Annotated in this window: 14 protein-coding genes; 3 read left to right on the forward strand and 11 right to left on the reverse strand. The window is 27.1% G+C overall.

Features of this window, described 5'->3' with window-relative positions:
* Nucleotides 1-333 precede the first annotated feature (333 nt).
* Complete coding sequence (gene recQ / locus Q1K13_RS03555; protein ID WP_300347768.1) at nucleotides 334-2,508, reverse strand: DNA helicase RecQ; 2,175 nt, start codon at nucleotides 2,506-2,508, stop codon at nucleotides 334-336.
* A gap of 334 nt (nucleotides 2,509-2,842) precedes the next feature.
* Here recQ and Q1K13_RS03560 point away from each other — a divergent pair, with 334 nt between their 5' ends.
* Nucleotides 2,843-4,171, forward strand: coding sequence for a TIGR00341 family protein (locus Q1K13_RS03560; protein WP_300347770.1), 1,329 nt, complete (start codon nucleotides 2,843-2,845; stop codon nucleotides 4,169-4,171).
* Between the two features lie 277 nt (nucleotides 4,172-4,448).
* On the opposite strand, the gene Q1K13_RS03565 is transcribed toward Q1K13_RS03560, so the two are convergent.
* Nucleotides 4,449-5,402, reverse strand: coding sequence for a DMT family transporter (locus Q1K13_RS03565; RefSeq protein WP_300347771.1), 954 nt, complete (start codon nucleotides 5,400-5,402; stop codon nucleotides 4,449-4,451).
* Nucleotides 5,403-5,733: 331 nt separating this feature from the next.
* Entirely contained in the window at nucleotides 5,734-6,528 is a 795-nt protein-coding gene (locus Q1K13_RS03570; RefSeq protein WP_498038034.1) for a TIGR00266 family protein, read from the reverse strand.
* 536 nt (nucleotides 6,529-7,064) lie between these two features.
* Here Q1K13_RS03570 and Q1K13_RS03575 point away from each other — a divergent pair.
* Nucleotides 7,065-9,689 (forward strand): cation-translocating P-type ATPase, encoded by a 2,625-nt coding sequence (locus Q1K13_RS03575; protein ID WP_300347772.1) that lies wholly within the window; start codon nucleotides 7,065-7,067, stop codon nucleotides 9,687-9,689.
* Nucleotides 9,690-9,832: 143 nt separating this feature from the next.
* On the opposite strand, the gene Q1K13_RS03580 is transcribed toward Q1K13_RS03575, so the two are convergent.
* The 3 genes from Q1K13_RS03580 to Q1K13_RS03590 all read right to left on the reverse strand — a co-directional run bounded on the left by Q1K13_RS03580 (nucleotide 9,833) and on the right by Q1K13_RS03590 (nucleotide 12,769).
* Nucleotides 9,833-10,600 (reverse strand): CPBP family intramembrane glutamic endopeptidase, encoded by a 768-nt coding sequence (locus tag Q1K13_RS03580; RefSeq protein WP_300347773.1) that lies wholly within the window; start codon nucleotides 10,598-10,600, stop codon nucleotides 9,833-9,835.
* Nucleotides 10,601-10,909: 309 nt separating this feature from the next.
* Entirely contained in the window at nucleotides 10,910-11,608 is a 699-nt protein-coding gene (locus Q1K13_RS03585; protein WP_300347774.1) for a DUF975 family protein, read from the reverse strand.
* A 474-nt stretch (nucleotides 11,609-12,082) separates the two neighbouring features.
* Nucleotides 12,083-12,769 carry a DUF975 family protein gene (locus tag Q1K13_RS03590; protein ID WP_300347775.1) on the reverse strand — a complete coding sequence of 229 codons (687 nt, stop codon included), beginning with the start codon at nucleotides 12,767-12,769 and terminating at the stop codon, nucleotides 12,083-12,085.
* Between the two features lie 574 nt (nucleotides 12,770-13,343).
* Between Q1K13_RS03590 and Q1K13_RS03595 the strand changes: the two genes are divergently transcribed.
* On the forward strand, nucleotides 13,344-13,742 hold the full coding sequence (locus tag Q1K13_RS03595; protein WP_300347777.1) for an HsmA family protein: 399 nt from the start codon (nucleotides 13,344-13,346) through the stop codon (nucleotides 13,740-13,742).
* Nucleotides 13,743-13,988: 246 nt separating this feature from the next.
* On the opposite strand, the gene Q1K13_RS03600 is transcribed toward Q1K13_RS03595, so the two are convergent.
* From Q1K13_RS03600 to Q1K13_RS03620, 5 genes are all read right to left on the reverse strand, one after another.
* Nucleotides 13,989-15,389, reverse strand: a complete 1,401-nt coding sequence (locus Q1K13_RS03600; protein WP_300347778.1) for an FAD-binding oxidoreductase — start codon at nucleotides 15,387-15,389, stop codon at nucleotides 13,989-13,991.
* A gap of 2 nt (nucleotides 15,390-15,391) precedes the next feature.
* Entirely contained in the window at nucleotides 15,392-16,585 is a 1,194-nt protein-coding gene (locus Q1K13_RS03605) for an FAD-binding protein (RefSeq protein WP_300347779.1), read from the reverse strand.
* A 12-nt stretch (nucleotides 16,586-16,597) separates the two neighbouring features.
* Nucleotides 16,598-17,386 (reverse strand): electron transfer flavoprotein subunit beta/FixA family protein, encoded by a 789-nt coding sequence (locus Q1K13_RS03610; RefSeq protein WP_300347780.1) that lies wholly within the window; start codon nucleotides 17,384-17,386, stop codon nucleotides 16,598-16,600.
* Nucleotides 17,387-17,865: 479 nt separating this feature from the next.
* Nucleotides 17,866-18,552, reverse strand: coding sequence for a FadR/GntR family transcriptional regulator (locus tag Q1K13_RS03615; RefSeq protein ID WP_300347781.1), 687 nt, complete (start codon nucleotides 18,550-18,552; stop codon nucleotides 17,866-17,868).
* Nucleotides 18,553-18,570: 18 nt separating this feature from the next.
* A complete protein-coding gene (locus tag Q1K13_RS03620) occupies nucleotides 18,571-20,124 on the reverse strand; it encodes a MutS-related protein (RefSeq protein ID WP_300347829.1) in 1,554 nt (517 codons plus the stop codon).
* Between the last annotated feature and the right edge of the window lie 264 nt (nucleotides 20,125-20,388).

The raw sequence follows: 20,388 nt of genomic DNA on the forward strand, positions 1-20,388 counted from the left end.
TATTTTCTACTAACTTTCCTTTGTTTTATTTTCAAACCTAAAACTTTTTATAAATATCATAGACATATCTAATAACCCGTTTTTCTGCATTGTTTAGAACTTCTTTAAACTGAGTAAATTCAACAAGTTTAAAGGTATATTTTGTTACTTTATCTTATATTATTCATACTATTTTTTAATTCCTATAAACAGAAAAAGTGATATATCTAAAATTTCAATTAGATATATCACTTTCTTATTAAAATTAATCAACAGTTTTCATTGTTATAATGTATAAATCACATTTCTATACTTTTCCATAATAACTCCTTCTATAAACTCATTACCCTTTATTTACTCTTCTTTTCTTAATTTATCTATAATAATTTTACTTACTATAAATCTAATTTTTTCATAAGAAACATCTTTTTCTAAATTCTCTTTTATTGGCTTTAGCTTTCCATACCCAACTTTTTCTACTGCATCTAAAACTAAATTTTCTTCTTCTTTAGAAAATAAGCAGTCAAAATCTATAGGGAAATCTATTTTGTTTCCCTCCTCCAGATACTGATTAATATGAGACATTATTGTAGATAAAGCTATCTCTCTTTCCTTAGCTATTTCATGAAACTTTTTACCCTCTCTAAGCATATCTAAAGTTATGACAAATGATTTTTTCTTTCCATTCTTCTTTATGTTTTCTTTGAACTTTTCTTCCACTTCTTCTTTATTAAACTTCTCTGAATTCCATTTAACTTCTATATTATTTTTTTCAACATATTCTTTTATCTTCTTTAGGAAAGGCTCTCCATATCTTTGAATTTTCTTTTCTCCAACCCCATTTATTTCTATTAACTGAGAGGATTTTAAAGGCATTCTAAGACTCATCTCTTTTAAAGTGTTATCTCCAAAAACTATGTATGGTGGAACCCCTTCTTCTGATGCAATTTCTCTTCTTAATTCTCTTAATATATCAAACAATTCATTATTAGTAGAAACTTTTTCCACTTTTCTCTTCTCTTTAAACATAACTTTAGTTTTACCAGTAAGTATATCTTTAGAATTTGAGTTTAAGGTTACAACTGGATATTCTCCACCATAATCAATGTATCTATGTGAAATTAAGGTGTTTATAAATTCCTTCAATCCATCCTTGGTATAATTTTTCATTATTCCATAAGTACTTATTTTATCTAGCCCTAATTCCATAAGCTTTTTATTTTTAGAAGCCTTTAAAACATCCACTATTACTCCAATTCCATAAGGCCTTTTCATTCTATAAACACAAGATAATACTTTCTGAGCATCTAATGTTTTATCAACCATTTCTCCATCTATATGACAGTTACTACAGTTATTACAATCATCCTGTAAGCTTTCTCCAAAGTAATTTGATATAAATTTTCTATAACACCCGTTTGAATGAACTAAGTCCATCATTGTTTGAAGTTTACTTAATTCATTAAACTTTCTTTGTAGGTTTAAAGTTCCTGTTTCTATAATATATTTCTGTGTTTGCACATCTCCTGGTGAAAAGAGTAAAATACACTCTGAATCCTCTCCATCTCTACCAGCTCTACCTATTTCCTGATAATATCCTTCTATATTTTTAGGCATATTATTATGTATAACATACCTTATATTAGGCTTATCTATTCCCATACCAAAGGCATTAGTTGCAACCATAACTCCAATCTTATCATAAACAAAATCCTCTTGATTTTGCTTTCTTTCTATATCACTAAGCCCTCCATGGTATTTTGTACAATCTATTCCTCTTGAATTTATCAACTCACATAAGGAATCAACTTCTTTTCTAGTTGCACAATATATTATTCCTGATAAATCCTTATTTTCTTTTATATAATCTAAAATATAGTGATTCTTATTAACTCCTTTTTCTATTACTATTTTCAGGTTATCTCTATCAAAACCTGACACAAAAATCTTAGGATTTCTAAGTTCTAAAAGATTTACTATATCCTCTCTAACCTCATTTGTGGCAGTAGCTGTGAAAGTTGATACTACTGGTCTTTTCTTAAGTAAGTTTATAAACTTTCCAATAAACTTATAACTACTTCTAAAATCATGTCCCCACTGTGAAACACAGTGAGCCTCATCCACTGCAACCTGAGAAACTTCCACATTTGAAATAAGATTTAAAAATTCCATAGACTCCAATCTTTCAGGTGCAACATATAAAATCTTAATATGCCCCTCTCTAACATAATTAAAAATTATATCTATTTCCTGCTGACTAAGTGTTGAATTTATATAAGCTGACTCTATTCCCATACTATTTATTGCATCAACCTGGTCTTTCATAAGAGATATAAGTGGAGAAATAACAACTGTTAATCCCTCTAATATTAAGGCCGGAATCTGATAACAGATTGACTTCCCTCCTCCTGTTGGCATTATTGCCACAACATCATTTCCATTTATAATCTCATTTATTATATTTTCTTGTCCTTTTCTAAATTCACTATATCCATAAAAACTTTTTAAAATCTCTATTGCTCTATTCAAAATCAACCTCACTTAAATATTATTATTATTTATATAAAAAATTACTTAGCTTTTCTTTCCAAACTAATATTCACATTTATTCTTTTTTATAACACTAAATACATTATACACTATTAATATTATGATACGCTTTAATAAGCTACTCCATTTCTTTTTTATTAAGTAAAAATTTCTTCAACCTCTTTTAATGTATCAAAAAAATTTCATGGTAAAGTCCTTTAAATTCTTTCTCAAAGAATATTGTTGTAATAATTTTAATCGACAATTTTAAAAATTTTTATTACAATATTGTTTATTAGTAAACTAAATTCTAAAAAGAAAAGAGGGTTAAAAAGTGAGGTTTAATAAAGAAAGTTTTTTTAAGGAATTCACAAAAAATCAAGCTTCTTTTGATGAAATTCATGAAAATATATTAGATGGAATAAATATAGGTGGAGCTAACTTCATAATTCTTATATGTGCAATAATCATAGCTTCTGTAGGACTTAATATGAATGCTACTGCTGTAATAATCGGTGCTATGCTTATCTCTCCACTTATGGGCCCAATTCTAGGTATAGGATATGGAGTTGGTACATATAATGCAAAATTAATAAAAAAATCATTAGCAATATTAGGTTTAGAGATTTTTATAAGTATGGTAACATCTACTATTTACTTCTCACTTAGTCCAATATCAAGTGCAGGAAGTGAAATACTATCTAGAACTACCCCCAACATATGGGATGTTATTATTGCATTTACAGGAGGTATTGCAGGGATTGTTGGAATAACTCGTAATAAGACAGGAAATGTTATTCCAGGCGTGGCAATAGCAACTGCCCTAATGCCTCCTCTTTGTACAAGTGGATATGGATTAGCAAGTAGAAATATGGATATATTTTTAGGAGCTGGTTATTTATTTTTTATAAATGCCTTTTTCATTGCCTTATCAACTTTAATTGGTGTTAAGCTTATGAAAATTCCTAAGAGAAATAATATAGATACAGTTAAAGAAAAGAAACTTAAAAAAGTTATAATTATTTCAACTATTTTAGTTACAATTCCAAGTATATTTTCAGCTGCATCTATGATAAATGAATCAATAAACAATTCAAATTTAAGTAAATTTATTCAAAAAGAGATGTCTAATGATTTTATACTTAGTAAAAATATAGATACTTCAACCAAAACTATAGATTTAGTTATAGTTGGCAATAGAATATCAAAAGAAAAAGAGGATGAACTTGAAAATAGCCTTAAGTACTATAATTTTAATGATTATAGATTAAGAATTCAGCAAGACTCAAATACATTGCCAGATATACAATCATATTTAGACAAACTTAAAGAACAAAACTCTGGATTTATAGATGATTTAGAGATAAGCAAAGAAAATTCAAATAAACCATCAAATGATTCAAAGTTAGAGGGTAATCTTACTAAAGCTTTAGATTCTACTAAAATTGATCTTTATAAAAATTATAAAGACATAAAGAAAATCTATAGTGGAGTTTTAGATAATGAATTGCCAGTAATAGTTATAGAATATTCTAGTGATAACTTAAATCAAGAAGAAGTTAGAAATTTCATCTTTTCAAAGGAAAATTTAAAAGGAACTAAGATTTATTTTGAAAAGTACAAAGAAAATGAAGTTACACCTGATAAAACTAAAAATCAATAATTTAGTGTTTTTCATTGAATTTTGAATAATAACAAATAAAGCTTCCAGTTTTAAGATATTGTTGATTTTAGCTATCTATTAAAGCCTACTTAATTGCTATCCATCATGTTAATAATTAGATTTTAAATGCTAATAAATAAAAAAGTGATTAAGTTAAAAAATATAATAGAACTTAAAAATAGTTTCTAAGTTCTATTATAGAATTTTAATTTAGTCACTTTTATTTTATATATAATATTAAATTTAGTTAAACTCTTCTAAAAACAAATATTATATTTTACTCATTAATAATTTTAGAGTTTTTAAATCCAAATATTTTAAGTATATTACTATTTAAAAATCTTTCTTTATCAACATTTAATTCTAATAAAATTGCTGCAACAACTATTAAAACAGCACCTAATATTTGCTTTGAATTCATGACTTCTCCAAATATTATGAAAGCAAATATACTAGCTAAAACAGGTTCTAAGGAAGCTAGTATGCTTGTAACACTAGCCTCGATGTACTCTGTTGATTTAATATAAAAAGTATTAGAAATAAATGTACTTAAAATTCCTATAGATAGTAAATTTAAAATCACCATACCTATGTTTGGTGAATTTTTTATTATACTAAAAGATTCATTAAAATTAGTAAAAAATCCTAAAAATACACTAGCAAAAATATATCCGTACACAAGAAGTGTATCCTTTCTATAAGAACTAAAAAGCTTAGGAAATATTATTTGAAAGGCAAATAAAAATCCTGTTCCTAATCCTGCTGCAATACCAATTCCGCTCATACTTAAATGACCTAAAGACATATTTGATACCATAATACAACCACCTAAAGTTAATACTATTACAAAACCTTTTTTCATATTAAATTTCTCACTAAAAAATAATACTCCAAATATTGTTACCCATATTGAATTTGTAAACATAAGTACAGTTGCCACTGATATTGGTATATATTCTACTGATAAATTATATCCAACGAAACATAAAGCAAAGGTACCAATTCCATAAAAAGCAGCCACAACTAAGCCTTTTATGTCTGTCTTTAAAACCTCTCTATCTTTTATAAATACCCAAATTAAGAAACAAACAGCTGATAAAAAGCTTCTACTAAAAGCTATGAATATTGCACTTAACCCTGCATTATACAATATTCTACTGCTTATTCCCATTATTCCCCAAAATAATGTTGCAATTAGGACTAAGCCTATGCCTTTCTCCCTATTATTCATAACATTTCCCTCTTCTTCTAAATTTTTAACATATTCTATTATATACCTATTGAACATTTTTGAAAGCTTCAAAAATGATATTTTCAATTTATTAACTTTCAAATTCATACTTATTACTTATATTTATTAATAATTTCTCAATTTTGCTTAAATTAGCTTATAATCCTATTTAAAATCATTTTAAAAACTTTATTAAAACTTAAAAGTTGTCAGTTTAAATACTATTTTTGAAATATACATTTAACAATTATTCATATTGATAACTTTTTCATTGAATATAAATAAAAAAACGATGCAAACTAACGAATTGCATCGTTTTTTAAGTTTTAAACTAATCTTGGAATAAATTACCTAACCCACTTAATATACTACCTTCTCCAACATCTCTAGAACCTGGAACTTGTGGTGCTGCCGCAAATACTTTAGATGCTAATCTACTAAATGGTAAACTTTGAATCCAAACCTCTCCTGGCCCAACTAAGCTAGCAAAGAATATTCCTTCTCCACCAAACAACGCATTTTTAACACCCTTAACATATTCTATATCATATTTAATATCCTTTGTCATGGCAACTAAACACCCAGTATCCACTCTTAACTTTTGCCCTGGCAGAAGTTGTTTTCTAACTATGGTTCCTCCTGCGTGAATAAAAGCCATTCCATCACCTTCTAATTTTTGAAGTATAAATCCTTCTCCACCAAAGAATCCAGTTCCTAATTTTCTCTTAAAATCTATTCCTATAGTTACACCCTTTGCAGCGCATAAAAATGCATCTTTTTGACAAATTAATTTACCACTATAATTTCTTAAATCTACAGGAATTATTTTCCCTGGATACGGAGAAGCAAAAGCAACTTTTTCTTTTCCCATACCTTCATTTGTGAACGCAGTCATAAATAAACTTTCACCTGTTATAACTCTCTTTGCAGCGCCTCCAATCTTTCCTAGAAATCCTTTTTGATTTCCACTTCCATCACCAAATATAGTCTCCATGCTTATACTATTATCCATCATCATCATGGCTCCAGCCTCTGCTACAACTGTCTCTCTTGGATCTAACTCAATTTCTACAAACTGCATATCATCTCCATAAAGTTTGAAGTCAATTTCATGTGCATTCATCATAATATTCATACCTCCAAAAAATATTTCATTTCATTTTTTAAAATACTAACACAAAAAATATAAATATTACAAGCAACCTTATCTTATATTTTTCTCAAATGTTATTAAAATATTAATAACTAAATTATTAGTATCCCCTATCACATTTATTGTAACTAAGTCATAGTATTTAATACGATGATTTTTAAAATTGGTCTAGTTAAATTATTTTGTAATCTATCAATAAAATTATTGACACAAAACTCAAAGAGATATAATATGGTATTAAACCTAATATTTAATATCTATTGTATTAAAAGGGAGTAGTTGCAAGTTATAATATCAACAACGCGGTTAACGAAAAGTTACCTGGTATTATGCACCAACATTATTGGTTACAAGACTTTTAATATAATCTAAGGTGTTTATATGAACATTCATATGCTAAAGCCTTAGATTATATTAGGAGTCTTATTTTTTTGACCTCCTATACATAGGTATTATTTCTTAAAAATCATAATTAAACAAAACTTCATAAAAAGAAAGGAGATAATAACATGAAAAAGGTTTATTCGAAATCTAAAGAAGAACTTTTTAAAGAACTTGGAGTAAACAAGGACGGATTAAACTCATCACAAGTTCAAAGTATGCAAGAGAAATATGGTAAAAATGAATTAGTAGAAGGTAAGAAAAAATCTACATTCCAAGTATTTCTTGATCAATTTAAGGACATGCTTATAATAATTCTTCTATGTGCAGCTGCCATTTCAATGTTCTTAGGAGACATTGAAAGTACTTTAGTTATAGTTTTCGTATTAATTGTTAATGCAACTTTAGGTACTTTACAACATATAAAATCTGAACAATCACTTAATAGTTTAAAAGCTTTATCATCACCATCTACCAAAGTACTTAGAAAGGGAGAAAAAAAAGAAATAGATTCTAAGGATGTAGTTGTTGGAGATATTATATTTTTAGAAGCTGGAGATTATGTTCCTGCTGATTGTAGAATTCTTGAAAATTATAGTTTACAAGTTAATGAAAGTTCATTAACAGGTGAATCTGAAAGTATTGTAAAAATCTCTGAAATAATAAAAGGAGAAGAAATACCTGTTGGTGATAGAAAAAATATGGTTTTCTCTGGAAGCTTAGTAACTTATGGTAGGGCTACTGTATTAGCTACTTCTGTAGGTATGAATACTGAAATTGGTAAGATAGCTCAGTTATTAAATGATACTGAAGAAAAGAAAACACCACTTCAAGTAAACTTAGATAACTTTGGTAAAAAACTTGCAATTGTAATACTTGTTATATGTGCTTTAGTATTTGGTCTTAGTCTATATAGAGGTGAAGCAATTATTGATGCCTTCATGTTTGCTGTTGCCTTGGCTGTTGCTGCCATTCCAGAGGCTCTAAGTTCAATCGTTACAATAGTTCTTTCTTTAGGAACTCAAAAAATGGCTAAAGAAAATGCTATTATAAGAAAACTTCAAGCAGTTGAAGGACTTGGAAGTGTTTCTATAATCTGCTCAGATAAAACTGGAACACTTACTCAAAACAAAATGACAGTTAAGAAAATATTTGTGGATGGAAAAACTATTGATTCAACTGAATTAAATTTAGAAAATAAAATTGACAATGATTTACTTCTTATGAGTTTGCTTTGTAATGACGCAGTTACTGATTGTGAGAAAGAAATTGGTGATCCAACAGAGATTGCACTTGTAAACTTAGGTGATTTATATGGAGTTGACGAACTTGTAGAAAGAGAAAATTACAAAAGACTTGGTGAAATTCCTTTTGATTCAGATAGAAAACTTATGAGTGTTGTTTATAATATTCATGGAGAAAATATCATAGCAACTAAGGGTGCTGTGGATGTACTTCTTAAAAGAAGTAGTAAAATTGAAACTTCTAAAGGAATAAGACCTATTACTAAAGAGGATATAGCTAAGATTGAAGAAATAAACAAAAATTTTTCAAAAACTGGTTTAAGAGTATTATCTTTTGCTTATAAAAATATTGAAAGCAGAACTGATATTAAGTTATCAGATGAAAATGACTTAATATTCATTGGGCTTATATCAATGATGGATCCACCAAGAGAAGAATCAGCAGCCGCTGTTAAAGCCTGTATTGAAGCTGGTATTAAGCCAGTTATGATAACAGGGGATCATAAAATAACAGCCTCTGCCATTGCAAAACAAATTGGTATTTTAAAAGATGAAAGCGAAGCAATTGAAGGGGCTTATCTTGATAAAATAAGTGATGAAGAATTGAAAGATATGGTTGAACACATATCAGTGTATGCAAGGGTTTCTCCAGAGCATAAAATAAGAATAGTAAGAGCTTGGCAAGAAAAAGGAAATGTTGTTGCTATGACTGGAGATGGGGTTAATGATGCTCCAGCCTTAAAACAAGCTGATATAGGGGTTGCAATGGGAATCACAGGTTCTGAGGTTGCTAAGGATGCCGCTTCCATGGTATTAACTGATGATAACTTTGCAACTATTGTAAAAGCTATTGAAAATGGTAGAAATATATATGGAAATATTAAAAATGCTATTAAATTCTTACTATCAGGTAATACAGCTGGTATATTATCAGTTCTTTATACTTCTTTACTAGCATTGCCAGTTCCTTTTGCACCAGTACACTTATTATTTATTAACCTTTTAACAGATAGTTTACCTGCCATTGCCTTAGGTCTTGAACCTCATAATAAAGAAATTATGAAAGAAAAACCTAGAAAATCAGACGAATCTATCTTAACTAAAGACTTTATTTATGATGTTATATTTGAGGGAATAGTTATAACAATTATGACTATGACAGCTTACCATATTGGACTTAATCAAGGTGGAGATCCATTAGCTATGACAATGGCTTTCTCTACTTTATGTTTATCAAGACTTGTTCATGGATTTAACAGTAAATCTAAAAAGCATGTTGTATCAAAGGAAATATTCTCAAATAAATATTTATGGGGTGCTTTTGGTATAGGATTTGTTCTTCTAAACCTAGTACTTTTAATTCCTGCTTTTGAAGAATTATTTAAGGTAGCTCCTCTTACTTTAAATAACCTACTAACTATTTATGGATTATCATTATGTACATTTATAGTTGTACAAGCTGGTAAATTTATAGTTGAGAAATTTCAAAAAAAGGAATCAAATAACTAAAATAATTAAGTAAATATAAATATTCTTTCTTAATGAAATTAAAATCACAATATAAAAACTCCAATTAAAGTTTAAATACTTTAATTGGAGTTTTTTTAAATTATATATTTAACATAAAATTTAATTCTATATCCAAATTACTTCTATACTGCTTTATCTTTTCTTACTGATATCCAAAGAATAACTCCTAATAAAACATTAAAAATCATTTGAAATACAGGTAATATACCTATTTCTATTGGAATTACAGTTGATGAAATTAATATACAATCCCATAACCAATGGAATATTATAAGTGGTATTAAACTCTTTAGTTTTATTGCTAAAGGTGCAAAGAAAAAACCTAATAAAAAACTTGATACAACCTGTGTAATCATTTCTTCAAATGGCATTCCACCTAATATATTCACAGAGTGTATTAAGGCAAATAATACTGAACTTATAAATAACCCTAAATATAATTTCTTTTTATTAGCGAAGCTATGCAATAATATTCCTCTAAACATAACTTCTTCTGAAAATCCTACTAAAAATGTAGTTATAGCTATTATAAAAAGAAGTATTAATTTAGATTTATCTAAAGTTCCAAAGCTACAAATTAAAGCTTTACCATAACTAAATGTCATTATTGATATAAGTATCATACTAGGTATAAACCATTTTAACTGCGTAATTCTAAGTCTTTTAAATCCAATTTTCTTAAATCCATAATATTTTTTAGTAACTAAAATCAAAAGTCCAGTTAATACTAACTCAACAAAAAATATTACTTTAACCATATTTGTATTATTATAAGAATAATGAAATATCCTATTCATAAAAAACATTCCTAATCCCATTATTATAAGATATAATAATGTTGTTATTAACCCAACTTTTATTCCATTTTCTTTTTTTCTTTTGTTATCCAAAATTAAATCCCCTTTTAAAATTATTTTTATCTTATATATTTTATTATAAAAGGTTAATCTTTATACAATCTTTAAACAACCTTAAACTTATCTTAAGTAAAAAATTTCAAGTTCTCCTAATAAAATAAATGCTTTTTGTGAATAAAGACAAAAAAAGCTTGTATTAAAACTTACTACTTTTCTGATAGTCTAAGGTTTTTAAACTGATATTTTATACTTAATAATTTAAATCCTAAATCTAACCTAGATATTATCTTCATAATACTTAGAATTATTCATTACTATATTTTAATGAATAATTCTAAATAATTAATTTAAGTCAAACTCCGTATTTTTATTTAACCCTCTATAAAATATAAATAATGTAAGATTCATATATGGATAAAGCCAGAACATACCTATTCCAAAAGTTAAAACTGTAAGCATAGCCCATCCTATGAAACTTAATCTAATTACAATATATTTAATTCTAAATCCCTTACTTATGTTAAAACTCTTTTTAACTGCCTCAAAAATACCTATATTCTCTTCATCAACCAAAATCATAGGAACTGCAAAAAATATAGCATCTAAAAGTAAAAAAAGCAAAAATACAACAATACCTAGTAATAAAGCTAAAAGTAAACTTACTCCTTCAAGAGTTGCTATTCCAATCATAATAAATGAAACACTAAAAGTAGAACCCCAAAATACTAATAAAAATATTATAATACCAACTATAATTTTAAATACAAAGATTTTACAACTCTTGTTTAAAGTTATAAAACACTCTGTATATTTTATTTTTTCATCTGTTTCCGTTAATTTCTTGAAATAATTAATTACTGTACCTAAAAAAAATGCTGAAAACATACTAACAATAATTAATCCTAAAATAGGAATTGGAGTTAAAAAGAAACTTACAGCCGTATTTAACAAAAATAAAATAAGACACATTCCAGCTGCATTTCCCCATCTACCCCTTAAAAGTTCTTTAGCCTTTAATTTACACTCTACTCTATCCGTCATAATTTACACCACCTAAGGAATATTATTTACGCTATATTATTTATATTCTTTAAATTAAAATATTATCACATTATTTCAAGAAATTATTTTTAAAACTTTACATAACGAACCACTTTCATATTATTAAGTTATTCCAATACTAATATGTTGGGCTAATTTTAATTTATATATAAATAAATTTACTCATTCTTAAAAACATATAACTACCAGTTAAATTTTTAAGTAAGTTCTGTTTTTACTTTCCTCTTAAAACAACTTTGGATTAAATCTTTAATACATTTTTCTGATATGCTCAAAAAATATATAAGGCAAAAACTAAAGTAATTGGATTACAGCCTCTAGCATAAAGCCACTAAGTTTTACGTCCTTCCACAATAAAAATATAAGACTACAAACCCTAAAGCTTGTAGTCTTGTATGTAACAATTATAAAATTTTAAAAGTAGTTAAATTCATAAAAAAAATTAAAGTATTATCATTCTACTTTCTTATATTCTCCAATCATATGTTTATAGAATAAATATGTTGATAATACTAAATATGGTCTTAACCATAAAAATCCTATTCCAAGTGATAATGTGGCTAATATTATCCATCCTATGAAACTTAATAAAAATATAAAGTATTTCCACTTAAATCCTTTAGAAATAGCAATAGCTTTTTTTATTCCATCCATAACTCCAATCTCATCATTTTCTATAAAAATAAATGGAAGTGTAAAGAATATTAATGTAACTAAAATTGAAAAAATAGATCCTAAAATAATGCCTGATGATAAAATTATCATAGCAATTGGAGATTTAGAAAAAGCAATATACATAGCTCCTATACAGATTATTACAAATGGAATAACCATTGAAATTATTCCCACTAAAATCTGCGCTCCTAATATTTTAAAGAAAGTTAATGCATCTAAAAAACATTCTCCATACTTAATTATTCCTTCTTTCTCTGTAAGCTTAATACAATACATAACAAAGCATAAAAGCATATACATTGAAAAAAGTGATCCTAATATTCCTCCTAAAACTGGAATAAGAAAACCTACTATAAAAGATACAATAAAGGAAATTACCAAAAATAATAATGTAGCCCCAACTGCATTACCCCATCTACCTTTAAGTAGCTCTTTAGCTCTAATTTTACTTTCAATTCTTTCCATAAAATTCCTCCTTTTTTTATTATATCCATTATCCCCCTTTTGCTTTATATTTTATCTATTATTTGTTAAAAATTCAACAATATTATTTACATAATATCTATATAATTAAAATTTTTTATTTATTCTTTATGTAATATTATCTTTTTCAAAGTAATCCACTTAAACAAATAAGTACTCATTGGTAAAATTTACTCCTAAAAAATACATCTCAATTTATTAAATATTAACTGTTTTTTATTACATTATAGTTAAAAATTTCAATTTTTAATTTTATATTAAAAAAGTATTTATTTTAGCTATTTCTTTAGACAGTATTATTAATACTAAAAAAAATTATAGCTAAAATCAACATTGGCTTAAAACAGAACCTATTTTTAAATAAATTGTAAATAAATTTTATTATTAAGTCTATGAATTTTTTGTAAATATGTTATTATTAATATATACATATTCCATGATTAAGTTTAATCTTCACATATTAAAGTAAATCTATATTTTAAATTTCTTTTAATATGTGAAGATTTTAACTTAAGGATAAAATATAATTTTTTATTTAATAAAAGGGGGTTTTTTTATGCCTAAACTATTAATTCCAGCTATTATATTTATAACACTAGCTCTAATATTTTATACAATTGGTGTTTGGAGCGAACATAGAGCAGGTATTTTAAAGAAAAAACATGTAATAATATTTTGGTGTGGTTTAGTATGTGATACTCTTGGAACTTATACAATGAGCAGAATAGTTGCTTCAGGAACTGATAAAGGTATTACTACAACTGATTTATTAATACACCAATCAACAGGTATGCTTGCTATTATTTTAATGCTTATACATGCTGTATGGGCAACAATTGTTTTAAACAAAGGTAGCGAAAGATCAAAAGCTATATTCCACAAATTCAGTTTATTAGTTTGGTTTATATGGCTTATACCATACTTTGTAGGTATGTATATAGGAATGACATCATAATAATAAAAGGTTCTATTTTAAGAGAATGTTGATTTTAAATATTTCTTAAGCTTTAATTAATTTTAAATTATTAGGATAATAGAAAGTTCTATATAAAATCAACACTAATTAAAAAAGAGTATAATAAAAAAAATGTGTATTAAAAATATTAATACACATTTTTTATTATATAAACTTAATATTCAACTAAAGTTTAGAAAATTATCACTCTTCTATAGATTATGAATAATTTTCCTTAAATAAGTTTTACTCACATACCTTACCTGGATTTAATACGTTATTTGGATCAAAGGCTAATTTTATTCCTCTCATAATATTCATTGTAGCTTCATTTAAATCTTCATTTAAATATTGTCTCTTAGCTAACCCTATACCATGTTCTCCTGAAACTTGTCCACTAAGTTCTCTTTGTTTTTTATAAAGTATTTCCATAGCTTCACTAAGTTTTTTATGCCATTGTTCTTCTGTTAATTCATCTTTTAATATGTAAATATGTAAATTTCCATCACCAGCATGTCCAAAACTTCTTATTCTTATATTAAGTTTTTTCTCTACTTCATGGGTGAATTTTACAAATTCAGCCACCTTATTTCTTGGTACAACAACGTCAACTTCATCCATTTCACTTGTTGAAGATTTAATTGCTTCTAAGAAAGCTCCTCTTGCTGACCATATTGCTTCTTGTCTTTCTTCAGTATCAGATATAAATACGTCTAATGCACCTTCTTTTAAACATATATCAGCCACTTTTTCATAATGTCTTTCAACTTCTTCTTTTGAATTTCCATCAAAGCTTAAAATTAGATATGCATCAGCTGAGCTATCTGGGAATTTTTTGCCTAAGAATTCCTCAGCTGATATTATTACCTCTCTTTGCATAAATTCTATGGCTGTAGGAATACTCTTTGATTTTATTATTTCAGGAACTGTTTCTATTGCACTTTCTAAATCTTTAAATGGAACTAAAAGACTTATAACCTTTTTAGGAAGTGGTAATAATTTTAAAACTATCTTAGTTATAATTCCTAATGTACCTTCTGAACCAACCATTAAATCTTTTAAGCTATATCCAGAACTATTTTTAACTACTTTTCCTCCTAATTCTAAAACTTCACCTGTTGGTAGAACTACTTCCATTCCTCTTACATAATCTCTTGTTACTCCATATTTAACAGCTCTCATTCCACCTGCATTTGTACTAACATTTCCACCTATTGTTGCTGTTTTTTCTCCCGGATCTGGTGGATAAAAGAAATCATGTTCCTCAACAAACTTAGCTATTTCCATAAGTAAAACACCAGATTCCACAGTAAGTGTTAAGTTGTCCTCATCTAACTCTAAAATTTTATTCATTCCACTTAAATCAAGTAAAATTCCACCAAATATAGGAACTGCTGCACCAACTAATCCTGTTCCTGCCCCTCTCACTGTTACAGGAATTTTATTTTCATTTGCATATTTCATTATTGAGACAATCTCATCTCTATTCATAGCTTTTACAACAATATCAGGCATATGTTTTTCAGAACCTAATTCATCATGTGAATAATCTTTATTTATATCATCACCAACAAAAACTCTTTCACTATCATTTATAATATTTTTTATGTACTCAATTCCTTTATTATCTAATTTATTATATTCCATTATTAAAATTCCCCTTCCCCTTTTATTTTTTCAATAAGTTTAGGTACAACCTCATAAATATCTCCTACTATTCCATAGTGAGCTACTTTAAATATTGGTGCCTTTTCATCCTTATTTATGGAGAATATATAATCTGCATTATTCATTCCTGCTACAAATTGAATTGCACCAGAAACTCCACAAGTTATTATAAGCTTTGGTCTTACTGTCCTTCCACTTAATCCAACTTGTCTATTAGCATCAATCCAACCTGATTCTATTAAAGGTCTTGTAACTGCAAGCTCTCCTCCTAGTAAATCTGCTAATTCCTTAATCATAGCTAAGTCTTTCTCAGATTTTACTCCTCTTCCTGCCACTACTATAACCTCAGCATCAGAAATACTATGTTCCTTAGCTTTTTCTTTAACTTCCTTAACTTCAATATTAGATTTTAATTTTTCTTCTTCTATTTCAAAGTATTTTATTTCTCCTGTACACTCTTCACTTCTTTCAGGTGCAGACATAACTTTATATCTAACAGTTGCCATTTGAGGTCTTGAATTTGGTGTTATAATTTGTGCCATAATATTTCCACCAAAGGCCGGTCTTATTTGTACTAAATCTGTATTATCTTTTATATCAAGTATAGTACAATCTGCTGTAAGTCCTGTTCTACATCTAGCTGCTAATCTAGGTGCTAATGATCTACCTAAAGTTGTTGCCCCAACTAATACTGAGCATGGTTTAATCTTGCTTACAAAGTCATAAAAAACAGCTGTGTATGGCTCAATTCTAAAGTTTTCAAGTTCTTTATAATCATATACAATAACTTCATCTACTCCATAATGTAAAAGTTCTCCAGCCTTGTCTTTTATTCCATTACCCATGAATAAACAATAAACCTTTTGATTAACCTTGTCTGCTAATTCTCTAGCTTTTCCTATTAATTCTAAAGTTACTGGATGAATATCACCATTTACATGATCAACGTAAACAGCTATTCCTTTCCATTCATCCTTATTTACTAAAACCTTATTTTCATCTTCAACAAACTCAAAAACACCCTCAGGTCCTTTTTTTACACATAATCTACACATTTTACAACTTGCATTTATTTCAAGTTTCCCATTAACTATTTCCATTGCTCCAAATGGACAAATTTTTACTAAACTATTTATATCATCTATTTTTTCTTGATGAACAACTAATCTTCCCATGAATACTACCCCCTAAATAAATTTAAGCTCTCTTAATTTAGATTCTATTTTTTCACTAAGCTCTATTGAATCGCCTGTCCAAATTTCATGCTTGTCATTATTACTTGGTGGGAATATTCTTTCAACTTGAGTTGGTGAACCATTTAACCCATATTTTTTCTCATCTTTATCCTCAAAATCGATTAAAGAAACAACACTTATTTCTCTATCCTTAGTTTCTACTTTCTTTTTATAAGAAGGTAATCTTGGTTGAAAAATATCTTTATCAACAGTTAAAAGGCAAGGATATTTAACATCTAAAACCTCAATTGTGTTTGGCATGTCCATTTCAACCTTTATGAAATCATCATTAACCTCTAAAATACTTCTAACATTGGCTACATGAGGAATTCCAAGATATTCTGCCATCTCTGGTCCAACCTGTGCTGTATCACCATCTGTAGTTTGTTTTCCACAAAGAATAATATCAAAATCACCGCATTTTCTAACACCCTGTGATAATGTATAAGAAGTTGCTAAAACATCAGCACCTGCAAACTTTCTATCTGAAACTAAAGTTCCTTCATCGGCTCCCATAGCATAAGCTTCTCTTATTACTTCCATAGCTTGTGGTGGTCCCATACTTATAACTTTTATTTCTCCACCTTTTCTTTCCTTTATTCTCAAGGCAGTTTCTAAGGCATATAAATCATAAGGATTCATCTTAGAATCTACTCCATCTCTCTTTAAAACCCCTGTTTTTTCATCAACTTCAACTTTTGAAGTTCCAGGAACTTGTTTAATACAAACCATAAGTCTCATAAAAAATCACTCCACTTCTTAACTCTATTTAAGATTCCACTAACTTTCTAAACAAATACTTGATTACATCTTAATTTTTTAAATTTTAAAATTTAAGTATTTTTTAATTTAATGTCTTTAAAATTCACTCTATTATAAAATCAATAAATCTTCACTTAAATTAAAACCATTAAAACTTTTATATAAAAGACATAAATTCAATCTTTAATTCATATCTCCCCTTCTTTCCTTTTAAGTATAATAAAACATTGCTTTTACTATTTTCTTAATTGACATTACTTCAAAACCTTTAAAATTTTTTGAATAAATCTAATACTTATAATAATTTTAAAAACATTATTGGTAATACCAATTTTAAAACATAAGCTAACGTTTTCATTGTCATATTATAATTTACTCCTTTGAAAACGTTTAGTCAATTTCCTTATTTTATTATATATAATTAAAAAAGGGCGTAATGCCCTTTTTACTTAAAATTACTAAATATTTTCTTTTATTAACTCGAAATGTTTTTGCATAGCTTTATAAGCCTTATATCCATCTCTTTCTTTTATAGCTAAATATATGTCTTCGTGACAAGCTAAAAGTTTATCACTTCCATTTTCATTGTTTAAAATTGCAATTCTACCTTCATATATAAATTTATCAATTAACTCAGAAACCCCTTTTAATAAGTTACTTATTAAAACATTATTAGCTCCTCTAACAATAATATTGTGGAACTCGCTATCAATTTCAACATTTTCTGATTCACTAGTTGAATTCTTAAATTTTTCCATAAGCTCTCCTAGTTTTTCCAAATCCTCATCTGAAATTCTCATAACAGATAAGAATATAGTAGACATTTCTAAAACTTCCCTTAATTCAAAGATATCTTTGTTAGTTCCATTTTGAAGCATAAAAACTATTGAAAGTGGTTCTAATAAAACATCATCAAATTCTTCTCTTATATAGTTTCCAGCTCCTTGTCTACTTTCTATTAAGCCAACAACTTCCAAAGCTCTCATAGCCTCTCTAATTGAAGTTCTGCTTACTTGTAACTCTTCAGCCATAACCCTCTCTGTAGGAAGTTTATCACCTTTTTTAATTCTTCCTAATCTAACCATCTCTTTAATCTGCTCAACAACTTGTTCATAGACCTTAGTATTCTTTACTGGTTTAAACATCCTAACTAACAATCCTTTCTAAATAAAGCCTTCTAAATTTTCTGATCTATCATAAGCTTTTTTTATAATTTCTTTTGGATATCCTATAAATTCTAATAATTTTATAGCATTTCTTGTTTTAGAAACTCCTTTTTTAAGCTTATAATCAAAACTTAGTCCCTCTTTATTATCAACTTTTTCACTAAAATAATAAAATTCATATTCATTTTTCAATATATCAACCAACTCTCTATCATGGGTTGCAACTATTGATATTGCATTTTTCTTATTTATATACTCTAAAATTTCTGCTGAAGATGAAATTCTTTCTATTGGATTTGTTCCTCTAAAAATCTCATCTATAGCACAAAATACTGGTAATTCCTTATCTAAAGAATTAATTATTCTTAAAATTGCTTCAGCTTCTGCCATGTAGAAACTCTTTCCATTGCTTAAGTCATCATTGGGACTTATAGATGTTACTATGTTAAATATAGGTGCTTCATATTTCTTTGCTAATACAAAATTAAAACACTGAGCAAAAAGCATATTAACTCCTAACATTCTTAAAAAAGTAGATTTACCAGACATATTTGTTCCAGTTAAAACAATACCTTTCTTACTCATATTTATTGAATTTGCCACTGGCTTCTCTATAATTGGATGTATTCCCTCTTCAACTCTTAAAGTAGTTTCTTTTATAAATTTAGGAGTATTTATTCCATCTTTCTCTTGGACTTCATAACTACCAACAGAAATTAAAGCTTCAATTTCCCCTAAATCCCTATAAAGAGTTAAAAGCTCATTTTTATTTTTCTCTATAGAATCAGCAATTTTATAATATGCACTTTCTTCTAAAAGGAATAAAACTGAAATAAATTCAAATACTCCTCCCCACATATTTGTAAATGCAATTATTTTTGTATTCCTATCTATTGATTTTAACTTACTTAAGCTATCTTTTATTCTATCCTTGTATCCATCTAGCCCCTTATCTTTTATTGATAAAATTTTACTTGAAGCCTTAATCATTCTCCTTAAATAAACAAGTCCATTAGCTTTAATATGTTCTCTTTCCTTGCTATTTATATATATATTAAACAGTGTTAAAAGCATTAATAAAAGCATAGCTCTAATGTCATGAAAAATAGCAATCAATACTAGTATTGAAGGAATTACCTTCCCTAAAATTGTATAAATATAATACTTCTTTTTATTAGATTCAAGTAACTTTTCGTCAATCATATCTAATAAACTATTCTTCTTATCAATACCTAAATCAAAAAATATTCCTTGAATCTTAGTTCTAACCCTCTCATTTTCTTTATAATGATTTATTATTTCACTTCTTTCCTTAAGCTTCTTTTCATCATTTAATGGATTTCTAAGCATTGAATAAAGCCCAGCTTCTCCCACACTACTATATGTTCTATCTATCTTTTTATAAACTTCATTCAAATCCAAATCATGCCATGTTTGTTCATCAATATGATATTCATCCTTTTCACTCATATCATATAGTTTTCTTATATTTTTAAAATTTCTCTTTTTATCCATATCTTCGGCATAATCATACCTTATTAGCCTTAACATTCTTTGCCTTGGAAAAAAATATTCTTTAATCCAATCACATAAAGTTTTATCATTTTTATCCCTCATAAAAAACTCCTTATTTTTATATTTACCTTTGTTTTTAATTATAACTTTTTTATTGTAAAAAGAAAATTAATAGGGTCTTAAATTCATTATATGTATAAAGGACCTTATAAGCAAAATTATAGAAAATCTTTGAATACCCTTAAATTAATTATGCATATGTAAATAACTCCTTATAAAAAGAAATTTTATAAAAAAGTT

The organism is Clostridium sp. (genome assembly GCF_029267215.1).
GTDB lineage: Bacteria > Bacillota > Clostridia > Clostridiales > Clostridiaceae > Sarcina.

Bases quoted from the DNA above. Each gene is read 5' to 3' on its own strand.
- Q1K13_RS03605 (WP_300347779.1), bottom strand. From the start codon at position 16,585: ATGGGAAGATTAGTTGTTCATCAAGAAAAAATAGATGATATAAATAGT.
- Q1K13_RS03570 (WP_498038034.1), bottom strand. From the start codon at position 6,528: ATGATGAATGCACATGAAATTGACTTCAAACTTTATGGAGATGATATG.
- Q1K13_RS03610 (WP_300347780.1), bottom strand. From the start codon at position 17,386: ATGAGACTTATGGTTTGTATTAAACAAGTTCCTGGAACTTCAAAAGTT.
- Q1K13_RS03590 (WP_300347775.1), bottom strand. From the start codon at position 12,769: ATGGAAAGAATTGAAAGTAAAATTAGAGCTAAAGAGCTACTTAAAGGT.
- Q1K13_RS03600 (WP_300347778.1), bottom strand. From the start codon at position 15,389: ATGGAATATAATAAATTAGATAATAAAGGAATTGAGTACATAAAAAAT.
- Q1K13_RS03575 (WP_300347772.1), top strand. From the start codon at position 7,065: ATGAAAAAGGTTTATTCGAAATCTAAAGAAGAACTTTTTAAAGAACTT.
- Q1K13_RS03595 (WP_300347777.1), top strand. From the start codon at position 13,344: ATGCCTAAACTATTAATTCCAGCTATTATATTTATAACACTAGCTCTA.
- Q1K13_RS03585 (WP_300347774.1), bottom strand. From the start codon at position 11,608: ATGACGGATAGAGTAGAGTGTAAATTAAAGGCTAAAGAACTTTTAAGG.
- Q1K13_RS03565 (WP_300347771.1), bottom strand. From the start codon at position 5,402: ATGAATAATAGGGAGAAAGGCATAGGCTTAGTCCTAATTGCAACATTA.
- Q1K13_RS03620 (WP_300347829.1), bottom strand. From the start codon at position 20,124: ATGTTAAGGCTAATAAGGTATGATTATGCCGAAGATATGGATAAAAAG.
- Q1K13_RS03615 (WP_300347781.1), bottom strand. From the start codon at position 18,552: ATGTTTAAACCAGTAAAGAATACTAAGGTCTATGAACAAGTTGTTGAG.